The following is a 25,905-nucleotide window of genomic DNA, read 5'->3' as shown; positions in this document are numbered from 1 at the left end:
GGAGGCGGGCTACTTCCTCAGCTCGAACGTCGTCGCGCCGACCTTGATCGGTGCGCCCACGCGGATGGGCACCGGGGTGCTCACGCGAGCACCGTCGTGCCAGGTTCCGTTGGTGGAGTCGAGGTCCTGGATCATCCACTGGTCGCCCCAGAGCAGCAGGCGCGCGTGATGGCTGGAGGTGTAGTCGTCGCGGATCACGAGCCCCGACTCGCTGGAGCGGCCGATCGTGAGCGCGTCAGAACCGAGCGGCAGCTCGAGGCCGGCCTTCGGGCCGCTCGTGATCACGATGCGCGACACGGCGTCGCGGGTCGCCTTCTGCGGTCCGCTCGGGCTCGCAGCGGCGGCGGGAGCGGCCGGGGCGATGGGTGCCGTTGCCGCCTGAGCGGGGGCGGGAGCGGATGCCGCGGGGGCGACACCGGCGGCCGCGGGTTCGGGCAGCTTTCGCACCTTCACCCCGAAGAGGTCGGCGCGCAGCGAGTAGACGACGGCGAAGACGAAGAACCACAGCAGGATCAGGAATCCGATCTGCAGCAGCAGGAGAGTCAACTCGCTCACGCGGATCCTCCGATTCCAAAGGCGCGGGTCGCGTCGGCGGCAGAGGTCGAGGGTCGAGGGGGCGCGGCCTGTGCGATGACGCGGAAGACGATCTCGGTGCGGCCGATCGTGACCACGGAGTCGGGGAGCAGCGGCGCTTCGGTGATCTTCGTACCGTTCAACTGCGTGCCGTTGGTCGATCCCATGTCGCGCACCATGGCGCGCTCGCCGTCCCAGAGGATCTCGACATGGCGACGGCTGGTCCCGGCATCCGGGATCGTGATGTCGGCGTCGCTGCCGCGTCCGATCACGGTGCGTCCCTTCGCCAGCGTGTGCTGCGCTCCGGCGATCTCGACGATGCCGCGCCAGGCGACCTGGCCCGCCGCAGTCTGCGAGGCGACCCGCAGCGTGCCCGTCGACAGTGTGGCATCGCCCGCGAGGGCGATCGTGACGGGGCCGGCGAAGGTGAATCCCTGCGCCTTCGCGTGAGCGTCGACGAGGGTGTGCAGTTCGGAGTCCAGCGCGCTGCCCAGGCCGAGCATGCGCTCGGCATCGGCCGGCGACATGCGCACCTCGAAGGTGTTCGGGGCGAGGATGCGGTCGCGGCTGACGACGGCAGCCTTCGCATCGAGCTCGCTGCGCAGGGCGGCCGCGATCTCGACGGGCTGAATGCCGCTACGGAAGGACTTCGCGAACGCGCTGTTGACTGCGCGCTCGAGTCCCTTCTCGAAGCTGTCCAGTAGTCCCACAGGGCTCCTCAGGATCGCCGACCGGTGCGTACATGCTAGTTGCACAGGCTGAGCAGACGCGGAACGCGCGGAACTGGCGCGCGGGGGAATGTGGGTTCGACTGCCACCGCTCGCTCAACGAGCGGCAGATGGCCAGCCCGCTCGTTGAGCGAGACCGGCACAGCCGAGTCGAAACGGGTCTCGGAGCGTGATATCCTCGGGAAGTTGAGTCCGTGAGATCTTCGGAGATCGCGGCTCGCGCGAGTGGCGGAATAGGCAGACGCGCTGGCTTCAGGTGCCAGTGCCCGAAAGGGCGTGGGGGTTCAACTCCCCCCTCGCGCACCATAGGAGGCTTACTGCAATCGCCCCGGCTTTGCAGGGCGGTCAGCAGGTCACCTACGGTTCCAACGAAAAGGTCACCCTTCGGGGTGGCCTTTTCTGGTGTTTCCGGGCTTCTGCAGGACCCTTCGGCCTTCGCCGCGAGAAGTTCGACGAGTGGGGATGTGCGCGAGATAGAGTGGGCCTCGTTCCCAGGTTCGAGCGTTCTGTTCGTCAAAGATCCGAGAGTCGCGCCAACGTGATCAGGTCCGTGAAGAGTATCTTCAGTTCATCCAACCTGGTCACCTCGAAACCAGTCAGGTCACAGGGCGGGCAGCTCTCGTCATTCTTGGTGTTCGGTTTCTTGGCGGTCTTCTCGGTCGCGATGACGCCCGTCTCGTGGTGGGCGCTCTTTTCTGAAGCCGCTGCGCCATCGTTTGGCACGAGAACGATGCGGATCACCGCTGTGTGGCTCGTTGCCTCCATGGGTCCACTCGCGGTGTACTTCGGGTCCTCTCCTCGTGGGCAGAGAAGAAGCGCCCGTCTCTCGCGGGCGGCTGTGCGACGATCGGTCCCGCTCTTCGCCACACCCATGGCTCTATGGTTTGCGTTCGTGTTGTGGTTGGGGACTGTTGGTTCCGGCGTTCGACTGAGCGTGGTGGCTTTCGCGTTGGTGCTCACCTGCGCCAGTTTTATGACGCCGGTGTCTTTGATCGGCGCTGCCTCCGGCCGACGTTCGCTGACATGGGTGCTGCCGCTCGCTCTCCTCGCTCTGTCTCTCGGCGCCTACTTCGTGATCAATCGTGAGGTGTTTCGCGCCTAACCGCGGCTCTGGCAGTACCGCCGTCATAGACCGCTCTGGTCTGCATCTCTCAAAGTGCACAGCAAGAGAGGAGCGGCTCGCGATGACCGTCGGTATCAGTTCGTCACGCCGGATTCTGCGGGATCCACCGGGAGCGCCCGAGGCGCGTACCGTGCATATCTCACGCGTCCCCGCACTCTGTGCGCACCTCCGGGACCTGCCACGGGATGCCGCCGATGCGAGAGCTACGACGTGATCCACACCGTTCTCGCGTCGTCTCACGACACCACGCTGTCGCTATGGATGACGCTGGCCGTCGTTGTGGGTGTTCCCGGCATCCTCGGCGCCGTGTACCTCGCGTTCGCACGCCGGAAGTAGCGCGCGGCGGTCACGAGGCCGCTCGTCGCGTTCAGCGCGCGGCCGGGGCGGCTCCCGGGGTGACCCCGTACAGGCGCCGGACGGTGTCTTCGGCGCCGTGCGCGTCGCGCGTGGCGATCCGCTCACGCAGCAGCCGCCAGTTATCGCGGCGGGGGGCGGCCTCGGCGCGGACCCCTGACCATCCGCGCAGGTTGCGTTCGACGACGATGGACGTCTCGTGGATGATCGTGTCGAACACGCTGTTGCCGGTCGCCCGCGCAGCGACGATGCCCAGACGGGATGCCGCGGAGAACACCGCGGCCGCGTCGCCCGTGTCGATGCCCGCCAGTGCCGCATCGACCGTGGCGACGAGGTCGGCGAGATCTTCGTCGGAACAACGCGACACCGCGAGGCTGAGCGCGTTGCCGAGGAAGTAGGCGGCGAACTCGCCGGTGTCGCGGCGCAGTGCGTCGCTCGGTGCGGTGACACGCGTGTAGCGACCGACCGCGATCTCGACGAGCCCGAAGCGCTCCAGTCGCTGCAGTGCTTCGCGGACCGGTGTTCTCGAGACGCCCAGCTGCTGAGCGAGCTCGACATCGCGGAGGCGATGCCCGGGAGGGAACGTGCCGTCGGCGATCGCCGCGCCGATGCGCGCGTAGATCTCGTCACTCAGGATCATCCCGCTGACGAGTTCGATCGGGGCGAGCGTCGCACTCATTTGAACGAATGGTACGGCCCCCTGTTGTGCCGCGACAGGGGGAGGCCCGGAACCGACGGGTGGCCGGTCGCGGCTCAGACGCGCGGCCTGACCAATGGTGCACCCGCGGCGAACGCGTGCGCCGCGAAGCGAACGCCCATCCGCTCGTAGGCGGCGGCGTTCGGGTGAAGCCCGTCGTCGAGGTCAGCCACCTCGGCATCCGGAAGCAGCTCTCGACCGTCGAGGAAGAAGAGTCGCGCATCGTCCGCGCGCGCCGCGAGCACCCGCGCGAGCGCCTCGCGCACGACGCGGAGGTTCACCGCCCCGCGCTCGATCTCCGCCGGTGTCCCCGCGCTGCGTGCGCGGCCGCGATCGTCGAGAACGGTGGGACCCGGCGCCTCTTCGTGGGCCGGGCAGGGTATCGGCCCGAGCATCAGCACCGGCACCCGTGGATGCCCTTCGCGCACGGTGTCCAGAAATCCATGCAGCAACGGTTCGAACATGCGGCGACGCATGAGGTCGCCGTTGACGACGTTGATGCCGATCTCGATGCTGATCGCATGGGCCGGCTGGTCGCGGATCGTTCGAGCGACGAACGGGTCGCCCACCGCGTTGCCGCTGAAGCCGAGGCTGCGCAGGCTGTAGCCGCCGTGCGCCGCCGCGATCGCCGGCCATGTGCGGGTGGGCGCCGACGCTTCTCCGCACTGGCTGATGGACGACCCGTGGTGCACCCAGACGGGTCGATCGTCGCGCGGCGGTGTCACGGGCGCGTCGGCGCAGAGCGCGACGAGCTCGACGGCCGTGGTGTGCGGAAGCCAGATCTCGATCTCGCGCTCGCGTCGAGTGGCCCCGGTGTGGAACGTCACGACGACGGGCGGGTGCTCCTGAGTCACCGTGCCGTCCGCAGCGACGAGGGTCTGGGCCGCGCCCGGCACGAAGACACGCTCGCGGTGCGCGCCGTCGACGACCAGATCGAGCACCGCCGGCGCTGCCGGGCGTACGCCGGTGTCGATGCCGATGATCGCGAGCTCCAAGGTCACACGCGTCGCCCCCGTGCGAGCGGCGATGCGCACACCGGATGTCATGCCGACGACGAAGTCGAAGACGGGGTCGGGGATCTGCCGTCGCGTCCAGGGCGGAAGCCGCCGTGGGCGGGGGCCGTAGATGCCCGGCACGCTGTCCAGCGCGCCGACGACGGACACCGCCGTCGAGGGAAAAGCGGTCGTGAACACCGTGTTCATCCGTGGGGCGAGTCCGTGCGCGACGTGCCGATGACGGGAGGTGCGGTGACCGTGCGCAGCAGGGTCTCGACCAGGCGATGACGGCGGTCGTCCCCACCCCGGGTCGTCGCCCCTTCGACGAATCGGGGAACGACGGGAGACGCATCGGCATCCTCATCGTCCAGGCTTCCGATGAGGTGACGGGCGGCGCGCTCGCCGACATCCGTCAGCCGAGGATCGATGGATGCCAGGTAGGGATCGATGTCGTCGCCGTAGCCCGCGACGTGGTCATAGCCGACGATCGCGACATCCTCGGGAACGCGCAGGCCGGCCGCCTCGAACCCCGCGGCCAACCCGATCGCGATGGCATCGCTGCCGGCGAAGACGGCGTCGACGGCCGGCGTGCGAGCGTGGAGGATCTCGGCGGCGAGATGGCCCCATCCCCGGCTGAACGACCCGTGGAGGACGGCGGCCGGCTCGAGGCCCGCCTCGCCGAGCGCAGCAGCGAAGCCGCGCGATCGCTCGCGGACGGAGGGGAGGTGCTCCTCGGCGGTGACGTGGGCGATGCGCCGCCGCCCGAGTGCGATGAGGCTCTGCGCGGCCAGCGCGCCCCCCGCACGCTCATCGGGGTGGATGCTGCTGGCATTCGTCGCATGGTGCGGTCCGAATGCATGGACCACCGGCCCGGAGAAGGAGACACCGAGGTCGTCGATCGCGACATCCGGACCCTCCCCGATGACGATGATGCCGTCGACTTGGCGATCGATCATGTGCCGGATGTGGTCGCGGCGCAGGTCCGGCTCGTGCTGCGCGTCGTACAGGACGCTGGCGAGGTCGTGCGCGCTGAGCGCCCGGTTGATGCCGATCAGAACGGGCATGCAGAACGCGCCGGCCGCATTCTCCGCGAGGACGCCGATCGTGCGACTGCGGCCCATGGCGACACTGCGGGCGAGAGCGTTGGGCCGATAGTCGAGGTCGCGGGCGGCCGCGAGCACCCGCTCCCGCGTCGCGTCCGCGACGCGACCGGTGTCGTTCATGACCTGCGATGCGGTCGGCACCGACACGCCGGCGGCACGGGCGACATCGACCAGGCGGGCAGAGCGCTGCGGCATCCTCACCATCCCTCGCTCCCGGTAGGGCACCGGGGCCGTGTTTTCGATGAGCAGTCTATGCCAAAGCGGTTCGGCATAGACTGCTCGTGTGTCCAATGATGGTGCCACCGAGATCGCCGTGCACGGCGACGTCCGCTCCGATTTCGCTGCCGTGCGCTCGGCCTTCGCCGACGTCCTCCAGGCCGACCGAGCCGGGGGCGCCCTCTGTGTCGTCCACCGGGGCGAGACCGTCGTCGATCTGTGGGGCGGTGTCGATCCCCTCTCCGGGGCGGCGTGGGAGCGCGATTCCACCACGCTCGCGTTCTCGGCAGCCAAGGGGATCGTCGCGATGCTGGTGGCACAGCAGATCCAGCGGGGAACGATCGATCCCCTGGCGCCCGTCGCGGCCTACTGGCCGGAGTTCGCGGTCGCGGGCAAGGCGTCGATCACGGTCGCCGATGTCCTCACGCACACGGCGGGGATGCCGACGCTTCCGCTCGATGACGCGCGGGATCTTCTCGATCCCGTGCGGTTGGCCGCACGCGCCGCGCAGCGTTCCCCCGACTATCCGCCGGGCAGCGCCCGGGTCTACCACGTGCTCAGTTACGGCTTGCTGGCGGGCGAGATCCTTCGTCGCGTCACCGGTCTCGACGCCGGTGCGCTGCTGCAGCAGGAGATCGCGGCGCCCCTCGGCGCCGACCTCTGGCTGGGTACGCCTCCCGAAGCAGACGGTCGATTCCGGCCGGTGCTGATGGACCCGATCGTGCCGCCTCCCGAGCCGGGCGGCACCGACTCCGCGTCCGGGGCCGCCTGCCGATCCGCCTACACGAGCACCCTGCAGATCGTGCCCCTCTTCGAGCGGGAGGACGGCGTGCAGGGAACGGAGCTCGTGAACGGCAGCGACTTTCGGAGGTCGCTCGTTCCCGGAGGCGGGCTCGTCGCCACGGCGCGCGGCATCGCGCGCGCCTACGGTGCCTGCCTCGCGCCCGTCGACGGCGTCCGACTGCTCGACGACGACACGGTGGCGAGGGTCTCGGCGGACTGGCTGGACGGCGTGGCCGAGCCGGCATGCAACCCCGCCGCGGCGCTGACCACGCGCTGGGGCCTCGGCTTCGAGATCGCTCACGAGCTCTGCCCCATGCTCGGGCCGGGCTCGTTCGGCCACGCCGGCATGGGCGGGCGTCTCGCCTTCGCTCATCCCGGATCACGCACGGGCTTCGCCTTCATCGGTCAGCGGATGCTCTTTCCCGAACCGGGGCGCGACCCACGCTGGCGACGTCTGCTCGACGCGCTGGCGCCGGCGCTCGGCTGAACGGGGGGGGGTGCTCGCGGCATCCGCCGGGGGAGGATGCCGCGAGCAGCTCATCCGCGCGCCGCTGCGCTTCGCGCGGCCTTCTCGCGTTCGAGCTGCGCCAGTCCGCGATAGTCGGGATCGGGATCGCTCGCCGCGTGGGCGGTGCGGACCGCCGCGCGCACGCGCTCGGGCGTGAACACCGCGGGGTGTGCCGTGCGTATCCGCCAGATCTCGTGCTCGCCCGGCAGGAGGGTGATCACGTTGCGGTCGGCGTGCGCGTCGGGGTCGAGAGCATCGACGAGCAGCGTCACGTCGCGCAGGAGCGTGTGCGCGTCGATGCGGATGCCGACACCGTCCGGCGCGACCTCTACGTTCAGCTCGAACGCCGGAACGCGATCGGGAAACTGCCGATCGGTCCCGCCGAGCAGCGAGCTGCGGGTCGGACCGTCCGGCGCGAGCGCCGTGGCGATCAGGAGTTCGTCGGGCGCGAGCGCGGCGGCGATCACGGAGAGGTCTACGCGGGTCGAGCGATGAGGTTCTGCGACGACACGGAGTGAGCACCGCTCGACCAGATCGTCCGGACGCCAGCGCTGCACCTCGACGTCCACCGACCAGACCGTGCTCGTGCTGTTGCATACGAACAGCGCCGGAGCCCCGTCCTCCTGGCGCAGCACCACGATGCGATCGCGATGCGCCTCGCGCACGGCGTAGGCGACGGGCTTGAACCGATCGTTCACGTCGATCATCGACCAGGACAACGCGGGCCAGCAGTCGTTGAGCTGCCACACGATCGTTCCGCGGCAGAAGGGTTCCAGAGAGCGGAACCGTTCCACGCCGTACCGCACCGCCCGCGCCTGATCGAGTTGGGCGAGCCAGTACCACTCGTCGAAAGCACGCGGGACGCCGAAGTGCGCCGCGAGCACGTCGTTGATGCGCTCCGTTCCGCCCTCGGCCTTCTGTCGCTGCACCGTGCCGGGGGAGAACGCAGCGGGATCCGCATCGTGCGTCACGGCGTCGAAGGTCACACGTGCGGGAGGGCCCTGGAAGCCGAACTCCGAGACGAAACGCGGCCTGACATCGTCGTAGGCGCGATAGTCGTCGGGTATCCACCAGTGCACGACACCCCGTGTCGGATCGTTGGGATCGTCCCACCGCCCGCCCGAGGACGGACTGCCGATGAGGTACGTGCGCCCCGGGTCGAGCTCGGCGGTGAGGGTCGGCAGGAGGTCGGTGTAGAAGCCTTCGCCCCAGGTCGCGCCCTCGAGGGCGTGCTCCCAGTCGTGGAGGAACCAGAACCAGAGGTTCTCGTTGTTGCCGTTCCACAGCGCCAGGCTCGGATGGGGCATGAGGCGGGTGATGTTCTCGCGCACCTCCGCCTCGACCTCGGTGCGTAGCGGCTCCTCCTCCGGGTAGGCCGCGCACGCGAAGAGGAAGTCCTGCCAGACGAGCATTCCGGCCTCATCGCACGCTCGGTAGAACTCGTCGGACTCGAAGACGCCACCTCCCCAGACCCGCAGGAGGTTCGCCCCCAGGTCTCGGGCCTCCGCGACACGTCGACGCACGTCGTCCTCTGTCACCGCGGCGAGCGACGTGTCGTCGGGAATCCAATTGAACCCGCGGACGTACAGCGGCACGTCGTTCACGGTGATGCCGAAGCTGCGCCCGACCTCGTCGTCGACCTGCTCGACGACGAGGTCGCGGAAGCCGACGCGACGCGTCTGCGTGTCGAGCACGTCGCCCTCCGAGGTCGTCAGGGTGACGACCAGATCGTGCAGGGTCTGCGGGCCGAGTCCTGCGGGCCACCAGCGCTCTGGCGCGGGAACGTCGAGGCGAGCGTGCGCGTGGACGGCGCCGGGTTCGACGTCCACCTGGACGCCGACGTCCCCGATCCTGGCGATCATGATGAGGGCTGCGTCGGAGCCGACCGCACCCGAGCGCTCCAGTTCGACATCCAGGTCGACGACGCCGTCCACGCCGTCTAGGCGAATCGTCGGTCGCAGCGCGCTCAGACGGGCGGTCGACCAGGCTTCGATCTTGACGCGGCGCCAGATTCCCGACCCGGGCAGCGCGGGGCCCCAGTCCCAGCCGAACGCGCAGGCGTTCTTGCGGATGAACGGAGACAGATCGCTGAAGACGCTCCATCGTGCGCCGAGACGGTTGCGTTCGGCGGTGGCGACCGCCACGGGCGAGTCGATGTCGATGCGCAGGGCGACGGCATCCGCGGCGAGCTCCGGGACGGGGACGCGCCACGTGCGGTGCATGTTGCTGAGGCGGGCGCGCTCGTCGCCGTCGACCCGCAGCACCGCATGTGTATCGACGCCGTGGAGAACGAGGTCGATGCGTTCCGCGGTGGTGTCGATCTGCTCGAGAGTGGTCTCGTACGACCAGTCGGACTGTCCGATCCACGCCAGCCGGCGCTCGTTGTCGCCCTCGTGGGGGTCGTCGATCGCGCCCGCGCTGCGCAAGGCCATGTGGACGTCGCCGGGAACGGGGGCGGCAAAGCGACGCGGGGTGCCGTCGGGTGCGTGGGCGACCGCATCCGGCACCGGGCCGGACAGGGCGGTGAGCTGCCACGTGGCAGGGGTGGGTAGGCGCAGGAGCACGTGTTTTCATCCTTGAAGTCGGTCGCTCGGAGGCGGATGTGGTGATGCGGTCTTGCATCGTCGGCCCTTCGGGGGCTATCGTGCAAAAGCGCTTTGGCATCCCGATGAGTTCAAAGTACAACACGCACCGAGTGTCGGCAATCCGGCACCAGAAAGAGGAGTTTCGATGAAGAGACCACTCCGCATCCGAGGTTGGGTGGGCGCTGCAGCCCTCCTCGGCCTCGCATCGACCGCGCTCACCGCATGCAGCGGCGGCGCGAGCCCTGACCCGACCGGCCCCGTCGAGATCGTCATCGGCAATCAGCCGGCCGCGACCGAGACGGCGCGACTCGCGCAGTTCAACGCGCTCGTGGAGACCTTTAAGAAGGACCACCCGACGTACGTCGTCACCACGACCGAGGACGGTTGGGACGCTCAGACGTTCTCCGCCCGCCTCGCCGCCGGCGACCTTCCCACCGTCATGGGCGTGCCCTTCACGGAGATCCGCGGCCTCATCGAGCGCAAGCAGGTCGCCGACATCACGGATGCCGTCGACCAGCTCGGTGTCACCGCGAAGCTCAATCCGCAGCTGGTCGATCTGGTCAGCGCCGACGGGCGCTCCTACGGCGTTCCGACGATGGCGTACGCCATGGGGCTGGTGTACAACCGCGCCCTGTTCACGGCCGCGGGCCTCGATCCCGACTCCCCGCCCACGACGTGGGACGAGGTGCGCACGGCAGCCAAGACGATTCACGACAAGACCGGCGCCTACGGTTTCGCACAGGTCACCACCGACAACCAGGGCGGCTGGGTGCTGGGAGCCGAGGCGGCGTCGCGGGGCGGATCCCTCGTGAACGACAAGGGCGATCAAATCACCTTCGATGACAGTGCGACGACCGACGCGCTGCGCCTCATCCACGACATGCGCTGGACCGACGCCAGTATGTCGCCGAACGGGCTCATGGCGGCGCTCGACCTGGCGCAGGCATTCGCCGGCCGCCAGGTGGGGATGTTCGTCCTCCAGTCGGATGCCTATCGTCCGCTGACCGAACAGCTGGGCTTCCCCGGTTCCGACTTCGGCTTCGCGGCGATGCCGACCGCCACCGCCGGCCAGGCACCCGTCACGCTGTCCGGCGGCAACATCGAGGTCGTGCGCCCCGACGCATCTCCGGCACAGGTGAAGGCCGCGGTCGAGTGGGTGCAGCTGTCCGCTCTGGCGAAGTACGAGAGCAAGGATGCGGCACAGGCCGACGCGAAGGCACTGGCCACGCAGGGCTCGGCCGTCGCGATCCCGGGCCTGCCCGTGGTCACCAGCGCGGCGTACGACCAGTACCTGTCCTGGATCTCCGACCTCAACAACGTTCCGCTGGCGAACTTCCGGCCCTACCTCGACAAGGTCGCCGAGCAGAAGGTGCAGTCGGAACCGCCTGTGAAGGGCCAGGACATCTACGCGACGCTCGATCCGGTCGTGCAGGCCGTCATCACCGACCAGAACGCCGACATCGGCACCCTGGTATCCGACGCGGCGAAGAAGGCGCAGGCCGTCTTGTCCCGGTGAGCACCGCGCTCGCCCGCGGTGGGGCGGCGGCGCGCCGCCCCACCGCACCCCTCTCGACACCGACGGAGTCCCGCATGTCCGCCCGCTCTCGACGCCACCGGCGCAGCGATCTGGTCGCCCTCGCGATCGCCGCGCCGACGATCGTCGTCTTCGCCGCCTTCTCCTGGTGGCCCATCGTCCTCGGCGCGTTGATGAGCTTTCAGCGCACGACCTTCATCGGCCCCGTCGACTGGGTCGGGTGGGACAACTTCGTCTATGTGCTCGAGGACCCGCAGCTCGGTCAGGCGGTCGTGAACACGCTCTGGTTCACCGCGCTCGCGATCGTGTTCGGATTTCCGCTGCCCCTGGCGCTCGCCGTCGTGATCTCGACGGTGCGGGCGCGCGCCCGCGGGGCGTATGCGGCGCTCGCCTACTTCCCGGTGATCGTTCCGCCCGTCGTCGCGATTCTGCTGTGGCGGTTCGCGTACGACCCGGCGCCGACGGGCCTGTTCAACAGCGCGTTGCGGCCACTCGGAGTGGGCCCGTTCGCCTGGCTCAACGATGCCGCGCTGGCGATGCCGTCCATCGTGCTTCAGGCGACCTGGGCCGCTGCCGGGACGAGCGTCCTCGTCTACCTCGCGGCGCTGACCGCCGTGCGACCCGAGCTGTACGAAGCCGCCACCCTGGACGGCGCCGGTGTGTGGGGGCGAATCTGGCATGTGACGCTTCCGCAGATGCGCACGATCATCCTGATCATGCTGCTGCTCCAGCTCATCGGGGCCGCACAGGTGTTCACCGAACCCTTCCTCATGACCTCCGGCGGACCGCAGAACGCCACGCTGACCGTGCTTCTGCTCATGTACCGCTACGCGTTCGGCGGGTCAGCGGATTACGGCGCGGCGACAGCGCTCGGAGTGCTCCTCGCGCTCGTGCTCGCCGTGCTCTCCACCGTCTACCTCCGACTCACCAGGAGGTGGCAAGAGTGAGCGAGGTCGCGATCCTCACCCCGGCCGAGCGCCGCCGCCGCGGCGTCGCGGTGCCGCTGTTCGTCGTGCATGCGCTCGTTCTCGTCGGGCTCGCGGTCGCCGGACTCGGCCCTCTGCTGTGGCTCGTCGCCGCATCGCTCGGAGAGACGGGTGACGTGCTCGCCGACCCGCTCGGCGTGTTCGCCCGGATGACCGAGTGGCAGCACTACGTCGACGCCTTCCGTGGCGTCGACACGGCGCGTCTGCTCGGTAACACCCTCGTGCTCGCCGCAGGTTCCGCCGCTGTGACGGTGGTGGTCGCCCTGAGCGCCGGATACGTCATCGCGATCATGCGCCCCCGATGGGCTCCGATCTTCTCGGCCGCGGTGCTCGCCACCATCTTCCTCCCGGCGATCGTGTCGTTCGTTCCGCTCTACCTGACCGTCGTCGACCTGTTCGGGACCGGTGTCTCGCTGCAGAACACCTACTGGGCCGTGTGGTTGCCCGCGGCGGCCAACGCGTTCGCGGTGCTGCTGGTCACGGGCTTCCTGCGAGGCCTGCCGCGCGAGCTCATCGAGGCCGCGCAGATCGACGGGGCCGGTCCCCTCCGGATCATGTGGAGCGTGGTCCTGCCGCTTGCGCGCCCGATCCTCGGGGTCGTCGCCCTGCTCGCGGCGATCGGAGCCTGGAAGGACTATCTCTGGCCGTCGCTGGTGCTCACCGACCCGAAGCTGCGCCCGATCTCGGTGGCGCTGCCGATGCTCGAGCGGACGAACGAGTTGACGACGTTCTTCGCGATCCTCGTGGTCGCCGCTGTCGTGCCCATCGCACTCTTCCTCGTCTTCCAGCGGCCGCTTCTCGCGAATGCGGGATTCTCGGCCGGCATGAAGGACTGAGGATCGCACTCCGTCCGCAACGGTGCGGACGGTGCACCTGAAGGAGAACCCATGAAACGACGGATCGTCCCCCTCCGTCTGCGCATCGCGAGCGCTCGCCCGCGGCCCCGGACGCTCGGCCGTCTCGCGCTCGCAGCGGCGATCGTCGCCGGCGGCCTGACGGCCGGCGCCGTGGCGGCCCCCGCCGCGATCGCGGCCGGAACTACCTACTACATCGACAGCGCGACCGGCAATGACGCCGCGGCCGGCACCAGCCCGGCGACGGCGTGGAAGTCCCTCGCCGCGGCCACGTCGCGCACGTTCGCGGCGGGAGACAGCATCCTGCTCGCGCGCGGTGGTGCGTGGAGCGGTCAGCTCGCGCCCAAGGGCTCCGGTGCGTCGGGGGCGCCGATCACCATCTCGGCCTACGGCACCGGCGCGGCGCCGTCGATCTCGGGTGCACCGCTGGCGACCGGCGGCGCCGTCCAGCTCGAGAACCAGAGCTGGTGGACCATCGAGAATCTCGCCATCACGAACAACTCCGGCACCGACAACTTCGGCGCGACGACGCCGGGCACCGCGCGCGCCGGCATCCAGGTGCGAAACTCCGCGGGCAACACGACCCTGCGCGGGATCGTCATCCGCGGCAACACCGTGAGCGACGTGAACGGGTGCTTCGCATGCAGCGGCCTCGACGCCCATGACAACGGTGGCATCGTCGTCGACACGACCGCCATGGGTGCCAACTTCGACGGCGTGCTCATCGAGAACAACCACGTCGAAAACGTCGGCCGCACGGGCATCGTCGTCTGGGACAACAGCTACTTCACGACCAGCCAGACGGTCGTCGTGCAGTCCGCACTCACGTCGAACGTGCGCGTTCGCGCCAACACCGTCATCGATCCCGACAGCGACGGCATCCTCGCCTTCGGAACCGACGGCGCCGTGCTGGAGAGCAACGTGGTGCGCGGTGCCGGTCAGCGCACCTTCGAGGGCTCGGACATGCCCGCATCCGCCGGCATCTGGCCCACCCGGGGCATGAACACGCTCGTGCAGTTCAACGAGGTGTCCGGCACGCGCCTCCACAAGACGGACGGCCAGGGCTTCGACGTCGACATGGGCAGCACGAACACGCGCGTTCAGTACAACTACTCTCACGACAACGAGGGCGGCTTCCTCCTGCTGATGGGCGGCTTCTCGAGCGATGTCGTCGTGCGCGACAATCTGTCGATCAACGACGCGTGGGGCGGTCAGAAGGGCGTCATCACGTTCTCGTGGGGTGTGCCGGCGCCGGTGCGCATCTACAACAACACCATCGTGATCCCCCCGGGTTCTCCGGCCAAGCCGATCTACTGCGACGGGGATGCCGGGGCGTGCGCGTCCTCGACGCCCGGCCAGTGGTGGTTCACGAACAACATCGTCGACAACCGCGGCACGGGGGAGTACACCTACCCGGGCCTGGGGACGAACGCGGTCTTCTCGTCGAACCTCTTCTCGGGGAACCATCCAGTGAGTGAGCCGGCGGACGCGGCGAAGATCACCGCCGATCCCGGGTTCGTCGCTCCGGGGACGACGGGTGACGGCTTCGGCGTGGCGAACGCGTACAAGCTGACGGCTGGATCCCCGGCGATCTCCAGCGGCGCCGTACAGTCCGCCAACGGGCTGCGCGACTTCTTCGGCAACGCGGTCTCGCCCACCGCGGCACCCTCACGCGGCTTCCATGAGGCCGCACCGCCGTCGCCCGCCCCGGCGCTGTTCGATCCGGCGGCGGACTGGAGCATCAGCACCGCGCGATCGGCGAACATCGTCATCGACACGACGGGGCCGCTGTCGAACATGGCCGGCGACGCGGCGCGGTTCAAGCGCAGCAACAACGCCGCCGGCTGGATCCGGTGGGATGCGGCACCGGGCAAGGTCGTGACCCTCACGACCTTCCACTTCTCGCAGCCCCCGTCGGCGATCACGATCGTGGCACTGGACGCCTCGGGGGTCGAGACCGCCGTGCCGACGACGGCGACGGCCGCGGTCGCGACGACCAACGGATGGACCACGCGCACCATCACGAGCGGGGCGCTGCCGGCGGCGACCCGAGCCGTCGAGGTGCGCTTCGGACCGGTCTCCGCCTGGGGCATCCAGGTCGGCGACGTCACGATCAATTGATGACCCCTCGGCGGCGGTGGCGGACCCGACCCCGCCGCCGCCGAGGCGACCACGCTCCACCGGAGGCGATGATGATCGAGCACGCTCTGATGCTGCGCGCACCCCGCAGCGACGACCGCGTGGTCATCGATGGTGCGCCGCGATTCACCCGGGTCATCGATATTCCTGCGCGACACGGCCCCGTGGTCACCGCTCGGCTCGCCGTCACCGCGGAGGGTCTCGTGGAGCCCGCCATCGACGGCGTCGGTGTGGGCCGCGACGTGCTGAGCCCGGGATGGACCTCCTACCCGTGGCGGCTGCGGGTGGCCACCCACGACGTGACGGCGATGATCGTCGCCGGTGCCCGTCACGAGCTGCGGCTCACCGCGGGCCGGGGATGGTACTGCGGCCGTCTGGGGTGGTGGGGTGCGGAGCGTCTCTACGGTGACGAGCCGGGTGTGGCGGCCGCGCTGGAGATCACCTTCGCGGACGGCTCGACGCTCGGCGTGGTCACGGACGCGACATGGGACGTCACCGCGTCGGCAATCGTCCGTGACGATCTGTACGACGGGCAGACCATCGACCTCACCCGGGACGGCGGCCGCTCGCATCCCCCCGACACGGAACGGATCGACGCGACGCGGCTCGTGCCGCGGATCGGCCCGCCGATCGTGCGACACGAGGTCATCTCACCCGCGGAGATGTCGACCGACGGGTCCGACGCGGTGATCGTCGACTTCGGTCAGAACCTCGTCGGGTGGACGCGACTGCGCGTGCAGGGCCCGCGCGGTCACGTCCTCCGCATCCGTCATGCCGAGGTGCTCGAACACGGAACGCTCGCCACGAGACCGCTGCGTTCGGCCCGCGCCGAAGACATCGTGACGCTGAGCGGCGGCGAGGACGTCATCGAGCCGACGTTCACCTTCCACGGCTTCCGGTACGCCCGCATCGAAGGGTGGGATGCCGTCGAGGGGTCGGTCGAGGCGGTGGTCGTCGGCAGCGACCTCGAACGCACGGGACGCTTCTCCTGCGGTGATGCCCTCCTCGACAGGTTCCACCAGAACGTCGTGTGGAGCCTTCGCGGCAACACCGTCGGCCTCCCCACCGACTGTCCTCAGCGCGATGAACGCCTGGGATGGACCGGCGACATCGCGGTCTTCGCACCCACGGCCTGCTTCCTGTTCGACATGTCGGCCTTCCTGCGCGACTGGCTCGCCGATCTGCGGGCGGAGCAGCGGGCTGCACAGGGTCGCGTGCCGTACGTCGTGCCGGATGTGCTGCGCAGCTGGACGGTCGATCCGGGTGCCGAGCCGGAGTCCGCGGCGATCTGGAGCGACGCCGCCGTGTGGGTGCCGTGGGCGATATGGGAGGCCTACGGCGATGTCGCTGTGCTCGAGGAGAGCTACGAGAGCATGACCGCACACGTCGAGCGTGTGTGCGGACGGCTCTCCGCGCGTGGCGTGTGGGAGGGCGACTTCCAGTTCGGCGACTGGCTCGATCCGACGGCACCACCCGACGATCCGTTCGCCGCGGTCGCCGATCGCGATGTGATCGCCACCGCGGCTCTGTATCGGAGTGTCGCCATCGTGGCGCAGACGGCGCGCGTTCTGGGGAGAGCGGAGGACGCCCGCGACGCCGAGCTGCGGGCCGATCGTCTGCGGCGCGACTTCGCACGGGTCTACGCCACGGCGAACGGGCGCCTGCGCTCGGACGCCCCGGCCGTCTACGCCCTCGCGATCGTCTCCGGTGTGCTGACAGCGGATGCCGCGCGTGCAGCAGGCCGCCGCCTCGCCGAACTGGTTCGCACCGCCGGTCACCGCGTCAACGCCGGTTTCGCGGGCGCGCCATACCTCTGCGACGCACTCACGCGCACCGGCCACCTCGACGACGCGCACGCGCTGATGCTCAACGTGAACTCGCCGTCCTGGCTCGCCCCCGTGGCGCAGGGCGCGACGACGATCTGGGAGCGGTGGGACTCGCTGCTGCCCGACGGCAGCGTGAACCCCGGGGAGATGACGAGCTTCAACCACTACGCCCTCGGCGCGGTCGCCGACTGGATGCATCGCGTCATCGGCGGTCTCGTCCCGGCGGCGCCGGGGTGGGCTCGGGTGCGCATCGACCCGCGTCCGCCGGCGGGCCTCCCCTGGGCATCGACGAGCATCGACTCTCCGCGCGGGCGCATCGCGCTCTCCTGGTGGCGAGACGGGGAGGGCGCTCTGCGCGCCGAGTACGAGGCTCCGGACGGCGTCGAGGTCGACATCGCGCCGGCAATGGCCGCTCGGGTGAAACGCGTCGACGTCGTCACGCGGGCCGCGCCGCACCGCGTCGACGGGTGAGGCGGCCGGCGCGATCTCAGCCCGCGGCGGCCGACTCCACGATCGACAGTCCGCGCCCGCGCAGGCGCAGGCGATCCTCGGACAGCGAAGCGAGCAGCCGGTCGCGCGTGCCGCGGGCGTGCGCGACGACGAGCGCCCGTGCGCGCTCGGCATCCCGGGCGGCGACCGCGGTCACGATCTCCCGGTGTTCGGCGGCCGCCTGGGCCCGGGAGGCGGCGCTGCGCACCTCGAGCCACCGCGTGCGGCTGAGGCGCAGAAGCGTGCCGGCGATCGCGTCGACCAGGAACGGGTTGCGCGACAGTCGTGCGAGGGCGACGTGGAAGTCGCTGCCGTCGCGCAGGACCGCGTCGGCATCGTCGTGCTCGCCGCCGGCGCGAACGATCGCATCGAGGCTTTCGAGGTCCGCATCCTCGGCACGGTCCACGGCGAGCGCCACGACCGCGGTCTCGAGGGCCTCGCGGTACTCCATGAGCGCACGGATCTCGCTGAGGTCGATCGGAGTGACCCGCCAGGTGCGGGCGTCGCGAAGCGTCAGGCCTTCGTTCTCGAGGCGCATGAGGGCGGCGCGGATGGGGGTGCGGGATGCGCCCAGCATCGACTCGAGGCCCCGTTCACTCAGCCGCTCACCCGGCAACAGGTCGAGGGACAGGATGGCGGCGCGGAGACGCTCGTACGGACCGCTCGTCTCGGGGGAGGTGGTCATCATCGCTCCTCTGGTGCACCAAAGTGGTATACCAGAGTGTACCCGACGGAGGATCCGACGATGCCGAGCGCGAACACGACGACGGCCACGCCCACGCGGGCGTGGCTGATGCTGGCCCTGGGTGTGCTGGCGCAGGCCGCCGGCACCCTCCTGGTGTCGGCGCCGGCGTATCTGATCCCGCTCCTGCACACCGAGCGCGCCATGCCGCTCGCGCAGGCCGGGCTTCTGGCATCGGCGCCCACCATCGGCATGGTGTGCACGCTCGTCGCGTGGGGGGTCCTCACCGACCGCTACGGCGAGCGGCAGATCATCGCCGGCGGACTCGTCCTCACCGCGGTGTTCTCGCTCGCTGCCGCCGCAGCGAGCGGCGACGGTTATCTCGTTCTCGGCGTGCTCCTCGCCTTCGGTGGCGCCGCCTCGGCCAGCACGAACGCCGCCAGCGGCCGCGTCGTGATCGGCTGGTTCCCCGTGGAGCGCCGCGGACTCGCGATGGGCATCCGCCAGATGTCCCAGCCGCTCGGCGTCGCCACCGCTGCGCTGATCGTTCCACCGCTGGCCGACGGCGGGCTCGCCGCGCCCTTCGTCGTGGTCGCCCTCGTGACGGCGGCGCTCGCCGTGCTCTGCGCGTGGGGCATCCGCAATCCTCCGCGACCTGCGCGCCGCGCGGGTGGAGCGGATGCCGCGGCCAACCCCTATCGCGCCAGCGCGTTCCTGGTCCGCATCCACGTGGCCTCGGCTCTGCTCGTCGTCCCGCAGTTCGCGCTGTCGATCTTCGGCCTGGTGTGGCTGGTGACGGCGATGGGGTGGAGTGCGGCGGCGGCCGGCGCGCTCGTGGCGGCGTCGCAGTTCGTGGGCGCGCTGGGCCGGGTCGTCGTCGGCCACCTCAGCGACCGCGTCGGCACGCGCGTCGGCGTGCTGCGGTGGGTGGCCGGCGCCGGTGTCGTGGCGATGGCGGCGCTCGCGGTCGCCGGCGCCGTGCACGCCGACGCGCTCGTCGGCGTGCTGTATCTCGTCGCGTCCACGATCGCGGTCGCCGACAACGGCCTCGCGTACACGTCGGTGGCCGAAGCGGCCGGACCCTTCTGGTCGGGTCGCGCCCTCGGCATCCAGAACACCGGGCAGTTCGTCGCGGCGTCGGCGGTCGGCCCGCTGGTCGGGTCGCTCGTCACCCTGGTCGGCTACCCCCTCGCCTTCGCGCTGGTCGGCGCGACGCCGCTCGCCGCGCTCGCGATCACTCCGCGCCGAGACCGCGGCATGCACGGTTAGCGTGGTGTCATGAACGACCCGCATCGCTCCACCGTCGTCGTCTCCGGTGCCGGCACCGGTATCGGCCGTGCCGCCGCCCTCCGCCTCGCCGCATCCGGTCGCCACGTCACCCTCGTCGGCCGCCGGCGGGCACCGCTCGAGGAGATCGCCGCCCACGATCCGTCGTCGTTCCTCGTCGTGGATGCCGATGTCAGCACCCCCGACGGCGCGCGCCGTGTGGCGGATGCCGTGCGCGACGCGGGGCTGGGCTGTGTCGGTGTGGTCGCCTCCGCCGGCGGGAACGCCCCCGCGGCGTCCGACGACAGCCTCGAAGCAGTCCGCGATCACTGGCGTGCGGGATTCGACCTCAACGTGATGACCGGGGTCCTGCTGGTCGAAGCGCTGCGACCTGCGCTGGAAGCCGACGGGGGGCGCGTCGTGCTGCTGTCGTCGGTGTCGGCCCTGCGTGGCTCGCGCACGGGTTCGTACGGGGCGTCCAAGGCAGCCCTGCACGCGTGGATGTTCGATCTCGCCGCGCAGCTGGGCCGCTTCGGCGGCACCGCCAACGTCGTCGCACCGGGATTCGTGCCCGGGACCGAGTTCTGGGCGGGGGTCTCGGACGACGTCGTGCAGAACCGCATCGCGCAGACCCTCGTCGGCCGGGTGGGCACGGCTGAGGAGATCGGCGGGATCATCGCCTGGCTGCTCGGTCCGGATGCCGGGTGGGTGACCGGCCAGATCATCTCTGCGAACGGCGGCATGGTGCTCGGACGCTGAACGCCGCCGGTCACTCGGCATCCGCCGACTCGCATCGGCGCGGGATCAGTGCAGATCGTGGAGCCGTCGCAGCGTCTCCTCGGCGCCGCGACCGTCGCGCTCGGCGAGCTGGCGTCGCAGCGCCTCGAAGAGGTCGACGCGACCGGCCGCTGCCGTGAGGAACGGGTCCCAACCGCGCAGATTCCGCTCGATCGTCAGCGCCACCTCGCGAACGACGCCGATGAACACCGTGTTGTGGGTGGCGCGGGTCATGAGCTCGAACATCTGCGTACAGCGGGAGAACAGCGACGCGATGTCGCGGTGCGCCGCGCTGTCGACGACGGTGCCGGCCACCGCGACGATGCCGTCGAGCTCGTCGTCGGTGGCGTTGGCCAGCGCGAGACGGATCGCGTTGCCCATGAGGTAGGCGGTGAACACTCCGGTTTCGCGTCGCACGCGCTCGTCGGGCACGGACACGCGGGTGTAGCGTCCGACGGCGATCTCGACGAGGCCGAAACGCTCCAGGCGCTGCAGAGCCTCCCGCACGGGAGTGCGCGAGATGCCCAGCTGCGCCGCGATGTCGCCGTCACGCAGACGTTCGCCGGGCGCGAGGGAGCCATCGACGATGGCCGCGCCGATGCGCGCGTAGACCTCGTCGCTCAGGCTTACGCCAGTGGTCAGATCGTCGTGATCGATCGGTCGAAGAAAAGTAGACATCTTGCTGAGACGGTTCGGGTCATCTCAGTGACGAGTGTACGGCTGCCGGCCGCCGGCGGGCGAGCGCGTCGGGGTTGCCACCTTTGGCTGTGTTCTTGCAACGTTTGTGTCACCTTGTCTCATCTGATACTGCGCGAGGCCATGCCGACCGTTAGCGTGGAGCCCGTCGGCGCACTCGCGTCGTCATCGCACGTCAGTAAGGCAGTTCATGAGCACCAGCGGTACCGTCAAGTGGTTCAACTCGGAGAAGGGCTTCGGGTTCATCGCTCCCGATGAGGGCGGCGCTGACGTCTTCGCCCACTACTCCGCCATTCAGTCGGGCGGCTACCGCTCGCTCGAGGAGAACCAGCGCGTCGAGTTCGAGATCGCCCAGGGCCCCAAGGGCCTGCAGGCGGAGAACATCCGACCCCTGTGAGTTCGACGGCCCGCTTTCGAGCGGGCCGTTTTCACGTCGGAGCGAGCCGTCGTCCACACCGTGTGGGACGACGGCTCGTTCGTCGTGAGCGAGGATCACTCCAGATCGAGCCGCACGATCTGCTCGGCGCCGACGGCGGCAGCGGCGACGGCGGCCACGAGCTCGGGGTAGGCCGGCAGGATCTCCGGCGTGCGCTTCGATGATCCCGGCAGCCCGAGCAGCCAGCGGCGGGTGGTTCCCGTCGGATCGACGACGACGAGTCGGCGGCGGGGATAGGCGGGCGGGCTGAGACGCACGGCGCGCTGCTGTGCGAGGAAGAAGGTCTGCCCGTCGACCGTGACGGCACCCGCCGACACATCGACGCGTCCGGGCACCGAGCGAGCCCGCGCGGCGGTGACGAGCGCGACGACGCCCAGGATCACCGCCAGCACGAGCAGCAGTGGCACGACCACGACCGACACGATCTCGCGATCGTCGCGCACCAGCACGCCCGACATCGCCACGGCGATCGCGACGGCGGCGATGGCGACGACAACGGCGGCCGCGACGCCGGCGCGACGTGCGCTGCGCCGTACCGCCGTGGCATCGGGGCTGAAGCTCCGCGTGCCGACGAGAGGCGCAACGGTGTGGGTGCCGTCGGGCTCTCGGACGGCGACGTGTTCCGTGAGCGGCGAGAGCAGGGCCACCAGCTCGGTGAACGCCTCGCGTGACAGCGGGACGTTCACTTCGTCGCGGCGGCCGGGCGACTCCACGATCAGCGTCCGATCGACGCCGGACGGGATGCCGTTGGTGTAGCGCTTGGTGATGCGACTGGTGAAGGCCGCGTTCGAGCGCTCCCACCGATGCAGCAGCTGTCCGGGACGGCGGATCTCGACGGCGTCGCGGTCGACGATCACGCGCGTGTTCGCATACCAGAGCGCGCTGCCCCACACGAGGGCGACGACGATGACCGCGGCCGTGATGGCGAGAGTGGCCCGCGTCGACCTGCTCGTGGTGACGGGCAGGAACGAGGGCAGGGCGAACAGTGCCAGGGCGCCGAGGATCGCCGACAGGACGAGGGCGCCGAGCGCCCGTCGGGCGAGAGAGCCGCGGAAGACGACCTGCTCGCCCGACGGCGTGCTCATCGGGCGGCGCCGGCGAGGCTGCCGGTCACCTTGCCGGACCGGTCGTAGACGATGCACGAGATCAGGCGGTCGTCGGCGCCCTCCCAGCTGTCCTTCGTCGGGAACAGGTAGCTGAACTCCAGCGTCGACTCTTCGTACGGCACGCCGACGAACGTCGAGAAGGCGTCTCCGCATCCCTTCTCGGCGGCGTCGGTCACCGCGCTGTCGCCGGGGTAGTCACCGGCCGGCATCGTCAGGTCGTAGTACACCTCGTTGTCGTGCGGGTCGGTGCAGGGCACGGCGGGAACATCGCTGATCTGCTCGCCACTCTGGTCGTTGAAGCAGTCGCCGACCTTGATGGTGAACGCGTCGGCCTTGCCGGATTCCGTCACCTGTCCGGTGTCGGCGTCGCGGACGGCCTGATCACCCCCGATCAGGTTCGTGATCGTGGAGCAGCCTCCGAGGAGGATCACGCTCGACACGAGGGCGGCGGCGGGGATGATGCGGTGCAGGCGCATGGGGCACTCTTTCCGGTTACGTATGTCGACTCACACGGGCCGCACGCTCCCACGCTCCGCGTGAGAGAAACAGGGGCACGTCACCGACTCCCGGCCGTGCCCCGACCGTGCAGCGCCCCCAATATATCGGTAGAGCTCAGCCGGCGTGAGACGCCGTCTCATCATCGATGAGCAGCAGTGCCCGCAGCTGCGCCGCGTTCTCCACGGCGGCCGACGCACCATCGGCCTCGTGGGGCCAGCTGAAGCCCCACCGCACGAAGACCACCGGCACTCCTTGCGCGGCGCCGCCCTCGACGTCGTGGTGGCGGTCGCCGATGAGCACCGGGCGGCTCGTGTCGACACCCGCCGCGCGCAGGCGGCGCAGGGCTTCGGCGACGATGTCGGACTTCGATGCGAGCGTCTTCTCGTCGGGGGTGGAGCCGACCATCGCCGTCATGTGCGGCGCCAGATCGAAGTGCTCCATGAGTGCGACGACCTGCACCTCCGGCTTCGAGCTCGCCGTCGCCTGAGAGATTCCCGCAGCGTCGAGGTCGGCGATGATCTCGGCCACCCCCGGGTACAGTCGCGCTCCCGTGGTGTAACCGTCGGCCTTGCCCAGGGTGCGGTAGTACGCGACGGCCTCGGTGGCCTGCTCCGGGGTCATGCCGACGTTGTCCTGGAACGAGTTGAACATCGGCGGGCCGATCCAGTGCACGAGCTCGTCACGCGTCGGTGCGGGCTTGCCGAAGTGCTCGAGGGCGGTCGTGAGGCGCCGCAGGATGCCGTCGGAAGCGTCGACGAGGGTCCCGTCGACGTCCCAGAGCACGCACGTGAAAGGGGATCGCATCGTCATGGGTCCAGCCTAGGGTGCCGTCAGAACAGTCGCGGCGCGCCCGATTCGACGCCCTTCATGCCTTCGTAGTCGAGGGTCACGCAACGGATGCCGCGGTCGCCGGCGAGCGTCTTGGCTTGCGGTTTGATCTCTTGGGCGGCGAACACTCCCGCCACCGGTGCGAGGTGCGGGTCGCGGTTGAGCAGCTCCAGGTACCGGGTGAGCTGCTCGACGCCGTCGATGTCGCCGCGGCGCTTGACCTCGACCGCGACCGTTCCGCCGTCCGGATTGCGCAACAGCAGATCGACCGGGCCGATCGCGGTCGGGAACTCCCGGCGCACGAGGGTGAGGTTGTCGCCGATGACCTCGACCTGCTCGGCGAGCAGGCGCTGCAGGTCGGCCTCGACGCCGTCCTTCTGCAGGCCGGGATCGACACCGAGCTCGTGCGACGAGTCGTGCAGAACTTCATAGATGCGCACGAGAAGAGCATCGCCGGACTTCGCGTGGGTCACGCGCCAGTGTTCGATCACACCGGCCGACGCAGACTCGGCATCCGGCGCCTCGACGGTCAGGGTGCACGGAGGGCTCATCCAGTTGAGCGGGGCGTGCTGGATGTCCCGATGAAATGCGACGGTGCCGTCGGCCTTGATCATGATCAGGCGGGTCGCCAGCGGAAGATGGGTGTTCAGCCGTCCGGAGTAGTCGACGGAGCAGCGGGCGATGATGAGACGCACTCGTCCAGTCTCGCAGGGCGCGCGGGGAGAACCCGCGCGGTCGCTCAGAAGGGTGGCACGGATTCCGCTGGTGGATGCGGTGGTGGGTCGACCGTGAACGCCACGAGGGGGACGGGGGCGTCTTCTCGGTAGACCCGTCCGGTGGGTGAGGTCCATTCGAGGATGCCGCCGGGGTGTTGTCGCACTCTCCAGGAGGTGAACTGCTTCATCGAGTGGTGCCGCTGACACAGGTGGGCGAGGTTCCAGAGCGCGGTGGGGCCGCCCTGCGCGTGGTCGACGGTGTGGTCGATCTCGCAGCGGATCGCGGCCCGTCGGCATCCGGGGAACCGGCAGTGCTGGTCGCGGGCGCGGAGAAATCGGCGCTGCGACTGTGCGGTGCGGTACCGATCGACGGCGATCACGGTCCCGTCGACGGGGCCGGTGAGGATCCGGGTGAGCGTGGGCGCGTTTGCGGCGAGAGCGCGGGCGGTATCGGCGTCGACCGGGGTACGTCCGACGAGGTCCGCGGGTCCGTCGTCGGCGTCGAGCAGGGTGAGTGCGGGGACGATGACCTGAACCTGCGCGCGGATCGCGCCCAGGGCCCCGGGCCGGTCGCCGACCGCGCTGGGGTCGAGGGTCGGGCTGCCGGTGAGCAGCATGTCGCAGAGCACGTCGGCGCGAATCTGATCCATCGTCCGCGTATCGCCATCGCCATCGCCAACGCCGTCGCCCTCGTGATGGCGGCTGTCGGCGATCACCATCGCCTGCTGCGTAAGACGGTCGAGGATGCCGTGGGCGATGACCGTCGGCACTGTCGCGACGAGGTCGGACATGCCATCAGCCCCGGGGATCACCCGGACCCGGCGGCACGCGCTCGCCGTGCGGTGGCGCTCGGTGAAGGAACGCTCCGCGGTGCGTTCGGCGAGAATCTCCACCGCCGCCCGCACCCGGTTGGGCGTATCCCCCTCACAGAGCCGGATCGCCTCCGCTTCGAACTCCGCCCGCCGCTCGGCGGGAACGAGCCCGCCGGCATCCACGATCACCCGCACATGACCACGCGTGATCCGCTCCGCCTCCCACGCGTCGAGGGTCGCCGGGTAGCTTTCGACGAGTTCACGCGCCTCACCGATCCGCTGCTGCACCGTCCGATCGGTCACCCGCAGCACCCCACCCAGCTCCGCCGCGATCGAGCGCAACACCATGTCGTGCTCCCGCACCGACCCCCGCTGTGCCGCCGCCTCCCGCTCCGCGAGCCGACCCGCCCGCGCCAGCACCCGCACCTCCGCGACCTGCGCCGCCGTCACAGCGCGAGCCACCGCCTCAGTGTCCGCAACGAGACCCGACAGCACAGCCACGAACCGGCCGCCGCTGTCGGTCTCGATGACGCCCCCCGGCGCGATCTCCGTCATACCCCGAGTGTACGGCGAACTTCGGACATTTGTTCGATCT

The 25,905-nt window shown here is 69.9% G+C and carries 24 protein-coding genes and 1 tRNA gene; 11 read left to right on the top strand and 14 right to left on the bottom strand.

Annotation, left to right across the window (positions count from 1 at the left end):
* Nucleotides 1–9 precede the first annotated feature (9 nt).
* Both I5I_RS11035 and I5I_RS11030 read right to left on the bottom strand, forming a co-directional pair.
* Nucleotides 10–555, bottom strand: coding sequence for an FHA domain-containing protein FhaB/FipA (locus I5I_RS11035; protein WP_036319471.1), 546 nt, complete (start codon nucleotides 553–555; stop codon nucleotides 10–12).
* Complete coding sequence (locus I5I_RS11030; RefSeq protein ID WP_036319470.1) at nucleotides 552–1,283, bottom strand: FhaA domain-containing protein; 732 nt, start codon at nucleotides 1,281–1,283, stop codon at nucleotides 552–554. The genes I5I_RS11035 and I5I_RS11030 overlap by 4 nt, the downstream gene beginning before the upstream one ends.
* A 237-nt stretch (nucleotides 1,284–1,520) precedes the next feature.
* On the opposite strand from I5I_RS11030, the gene I5I_RS11025 reads away from it, so the two are divergent.
* Nucleotides 1,521–1,607, top strand: a tRNA-Leu gene (locus I5I_RS11025).
* Between the two features lie 207 nt (nucleotides 1,608–1,814).
* Here the strand turns inward: I5I_RS11025 and I5I_RS16910 are convergent.
* Nucleotides 1,815–2,261 (bottom strand): hypothetical protein, encoded by a 447-nt coding sequence (locus tag I5I_RS16910; RefSeq protein WP_148285542.1) that lies wholly within the window; start codon nucleotides 2,259–2,261, stop codon nucleotides 1,815–1,817.
* 373 nt (nucleotides 2,262–2,634) lie between these two features.
* Here I5I_RS16910 and I5I_RS17800 point away from each other — a divergent pair, with 373 nt between their 5' ends.
* Nucleotides 2,635–2,760: a hypothetical protein gene (locus I5I_RS17800; protein WP_275574466.1), complete on the top strand. Its 126-nt coding sequence runs from the start codon at nucleotides 2,635–2,637 to the stop codon at nucleotides 2,758–2,760.
* A 31-nt stretch (nucleotides 2,761–2,791) separates the two neighbouring features.
* Here the strand turns inward: I5I_RS17800 and I5I_RS11015 are convergent, their stop codons facing one another.
* The 3 genes from I5I_RS11015 to I5I_RS11005 form a co-directional block, all read right to left on the bottom strand.
* Nucleotides 2,792–3,457 carry a GntR family transcriptional regulator gene (locus I5I_RS11015; RefSeq protein WP_036319466.1) on the bottom strand — a complete coding sequence of 222 codons (666 nt, stop codon included), beginning with the start codon at nucleotides 3,455–3,457 and terminating at the stop codon, nucleotides 2,792–2,794.
* 74 nt (nucleotides 3,458–3,531) lie between these two features.
* Nucleotides 3,532–4,668: a GDSL-type esterase/lipase family protein gene (locus I5I_RS11010; RefSeq protein ID WP_204365825.1), complete on the bottom strand. Its 1,137-nt coding sequence runs from the start codon at nucleotides 4,666–4,668 to the stop codon at nucleotides 3,532–3,534.
* 5 nt (nucleotides 4,669–4,673) lie between these two features.
* Entirely contained in the window at nucleotides 4,674–5,768 is a 1,095-nt protein-coding gene (locus tag I5I_RS11005) for a LacI family DNA-binding transcriptional regulator (protein ID WP_162722435.1), read from the bottom strand.
* Between the two features lie 88 nt (nucleotides 5,769–5,856).
* Between I5I_RS11005 and I5I_RS11000 the strand changes: the two genes are divergently transcribed.
* Nucleotides 5,857–7,059, top strand: a complete 1,203-nt coding sequence (locus tag I5I_RS11000; RefSeq protein ID WP_051039590.1) for a serine hydrolase domain-containing protein — start codon at nucleotides 5,857–5,859, stop codon at nucleotides 7,057–7,059.
* A gap of 50 nt (nucleotides 7,060–7,109) precedes the next feature.
* Here the strand turns inward: I5I_RS11000 and I5I_RS10995 are convergent, their stop codons facing one another.
* A complete protein-coding gene (locus I5I_RS10995) occupies nucleotides 7,110–9,644 on the bottom strand; it encodes a glycoside hydrolase family 2 protein (RefSeq protein ID WP_051039589.1) in 2,535 nt (844 codons plus the stop codon).
* Between the two features lie 166 nt (nucleotides 9,645–9,810).
* Between I5I_RS10995 and I5I_RS10990 the strand changes: the two genes are divergently transcribed.
* From I5I_RS10990 to I5I_RS10970, 5 genes are all read left to right on the top strand, one after another.
* Nucleotides 9,811–11,181, top strand: a complete 1,371-nt coding sequence (locus I5I_RS10990; protein WP_036319463.1) for an ABC transporter substrate-binding protein — start codon at nucleotides 9,811–9,813, stop codon at nucleotides 11,179–11,181.
* Between the two features lie 74 nt (nucleotides 11,182–11,255).
* A complete protein-coding gene (locus tag I5I_RS10985; RefSeq protein ID WP_051039599.1) occupies nucleotides 11,256–12,146 on the top strand; it encodes a carbohydrate ABC transporter permease in 891 nt (296 codons plus the stop codon).
* Complete coding sequence (locus I5I_RS10980; protein WP_239498508.1) at nucleotides 12,143–13,021, top strand: carbohydrate ABC transporter permease; 879 nt, start codon at nucleotides 12,143–12,145, stop codon at nucleotides 13,019–13,021. The genes I5I_RS10985 and I5I_RS10980 overlap by 4 nt, the downstream gene beginning before the upstream one ends.
* A 51-nt stretch (nucleotides 13,022–13,072) precedes the next feature.
* On the top strand, nucleotides 13,073–15,160 hold the full coding sequence (locus I5I_RS10975) for a right-handed parallel beta-helix repeat-containing protein (protein WP_036319459.1): 2,088 nt from the start codon (nucleotides 13,073–13,075) through the stop codon (nucleotides 15,158–15,160).
* A 71-nt stretch (nucleotides 15,161–15,231) separates the two neighbouring features.
* Complete coding sequence (locus I5I_RS10970) at nucleotides 15,232–17,475, top strand: alpha-L-rhamnosidase (RefSeq protein WP_036319584.1); 2,244 nt, start codon at nucleotides 15,232–15,234, stop codon at nucleotides 17,473–17,475.
* 16 nt (nucleotides 17,476–17,491) lie between these two features.
* On the opposite strand, the gene I5I_RS10965 is transcribed toward I5I_RS10970, so the two are convergent.
* Complete coding sequence (locus tag I5I_RS10965) at nucleotides 17,492–18,178, bottom strand: GntR family transcriptional regulator (RefSeq protein ID WP_036319583.1); 687 nt, start codon at nucleotides 18,176–18,178, stop codon at nucleotides 17,492–17,494.
* A 60-nt stretch (nucleotides 18,179–18,238) separates the two neighbouring features.
* Here I5I_RS10965 and I5I_RS10960 point away from each other — a divergent pair, with 60 nt between their 5' ends.
* Nucleotides 18,239–19,444 carry an MFS transporter gene (locus tag I5I_RS10960; RefSeq protein ID WP_036319455.1) on the top strand — a complete coding sequence of 402 codons (1,206 nt, stop codon included), beginning with the start codon at nucleotides 18,239–18,241 and terminating at the stop codon, nucleotides 19,442–19,444.
* Nucleotides 19,445–19,453: 9 nt separating this feature from the next.
* Nucleotides 19,454–20,200 carry an SDR family NAD(P)-dependent oxidoreductase gene (locus I5I_RS10955; RefSeq protein WP_036319452.1) on the top strand — a complete coding sequence of 249 codons (747 nt, stop codon included), beginning with the start codon at nucleotides 19,454–19,456 and terminating at the stop codon, nucleotides 20,198–20,200.
* Between the two features lie 45 nt (nucleotides 20,201–20,245).
* On the opposite strand, the gene I5I_RS10950 is transcribed toward I5I_RS10955, so the two are convergent.
* Nucleotides 20,246–20,896 (bottom strand): GntR family transcriptional regulator, encoded by a 651-nt coding sequence (locus tag I5I_RS10950; RefSeq protein ID WP_036319449.1) that lies wholly within the window; start codon nucleotides 20,894–20,896, stop codon nucleotides 20,246–20,248.
* A gap of 208 nt (nucleotides 20,897–21,104) precedes the next feature.
* Here I5I_RS10950 and I5I_RS10945 point away from each other — a divergent pair, with 208 nt between their 5' ends.
* Entirely contained in the window at nucleotides 21,105–21,311 is a 207-nt protein-coding gene (locus tag I5I_RS10945) for a cold-shock protein (RefSeq protein ID WP_028496198.1), read from the top strand.
* A gap of 95 nt (nucleotides 21,312–21,406) precedes the next feature.
* Here I5I_RS10945 and I5I_RS10940 read toward each other — a convergent pair whose 3' ends face one another.
* From I5I_RS10940 to I5I_RS10920, 5 genes are all read right to left on the bottom strand, one after another.
* On the bottom strand, nucleotides 21,407–22,435 hold the full coding sequence (locus I5I_RS10940; protein ID WP_036319447.1) for a hypothetical protein: 1,029 nt from the start codon (nucleotides 22,433–22,435) through the stop codon (nucleotides 21,407–21,409).
* Nucleotides 22,432–22,932, bottom strand: coding sequence for a septum formation family protein (locus I5I_RS10935; RefSeq protein ID WP_036319444.1), 501 nt, complete (start codon nucleotides 22,930–22,932; stop codon nucleotides 22,432–22,434). Before I5I_RS10935 ends, I5I_RS10940 begins: the two co-directional genes overlap by 4 nt.
* Nucleotides 22,933–23,068: 136 nt before the next feature.
* Nucleotides 23,069–23,764 carry an HAD hydrolase-like protein gene (locus tag I5I_RS10930; RefSeq protein ID WP_036319442.1) on the bottom strand — a complete coding sequence of 232 codons (696 nt, stop codon included), beginning with the start codon at nucleotides 23,762–23,764 and terminating at the stop codon, nucleotides 23,069–23,071.
* Nucleotides 23,765–23,784: 20 nt separating this feature from the next.
* Nucleotides 23,785–24,477 carry an endonuclease NucS gene (gene nucS / locus I5I_RS10925; protein WP_036286807.1) on the bottom strand — a complete coding sequence of 231 codons (693 nt, stop codon included), beginning with the start codon at nucleotides 24,475–24,477 and terminating at the stop codon, nucleotides 23,785–23,787.
* A gap of 44 nt (nucleotides 24,478–24,521) precedes the next feature.
* Nucleotides 24,522–25,865 (bottom strand): HNH endonuclease signature motif containing protein, encoded by a 1,344-nt coding sequence (locus tag I5I_RS10920; RefSeq protein WP_036319439.1) that lies wholly within the window; start codon nucleotides 25,863–25,865, stop codon nucleotides 24,522–24,524.
* Between the last annotated feature and the right edge of the window lie 40 nt (nucleotides 25,866–25,905).

Source organism: Microbacterium sp. B24, from assembly GCF_000333415.1.
Lineage (GTDB): Bacteria > Actinomycetota > Actinomycetes > Actinomycetales > Microbacteriaceae > Microbacterium.
Note: the sequence above shows the minus strand (reverse complement) of the source record. Positions and strands in the feature narration are given on the sequence as shown.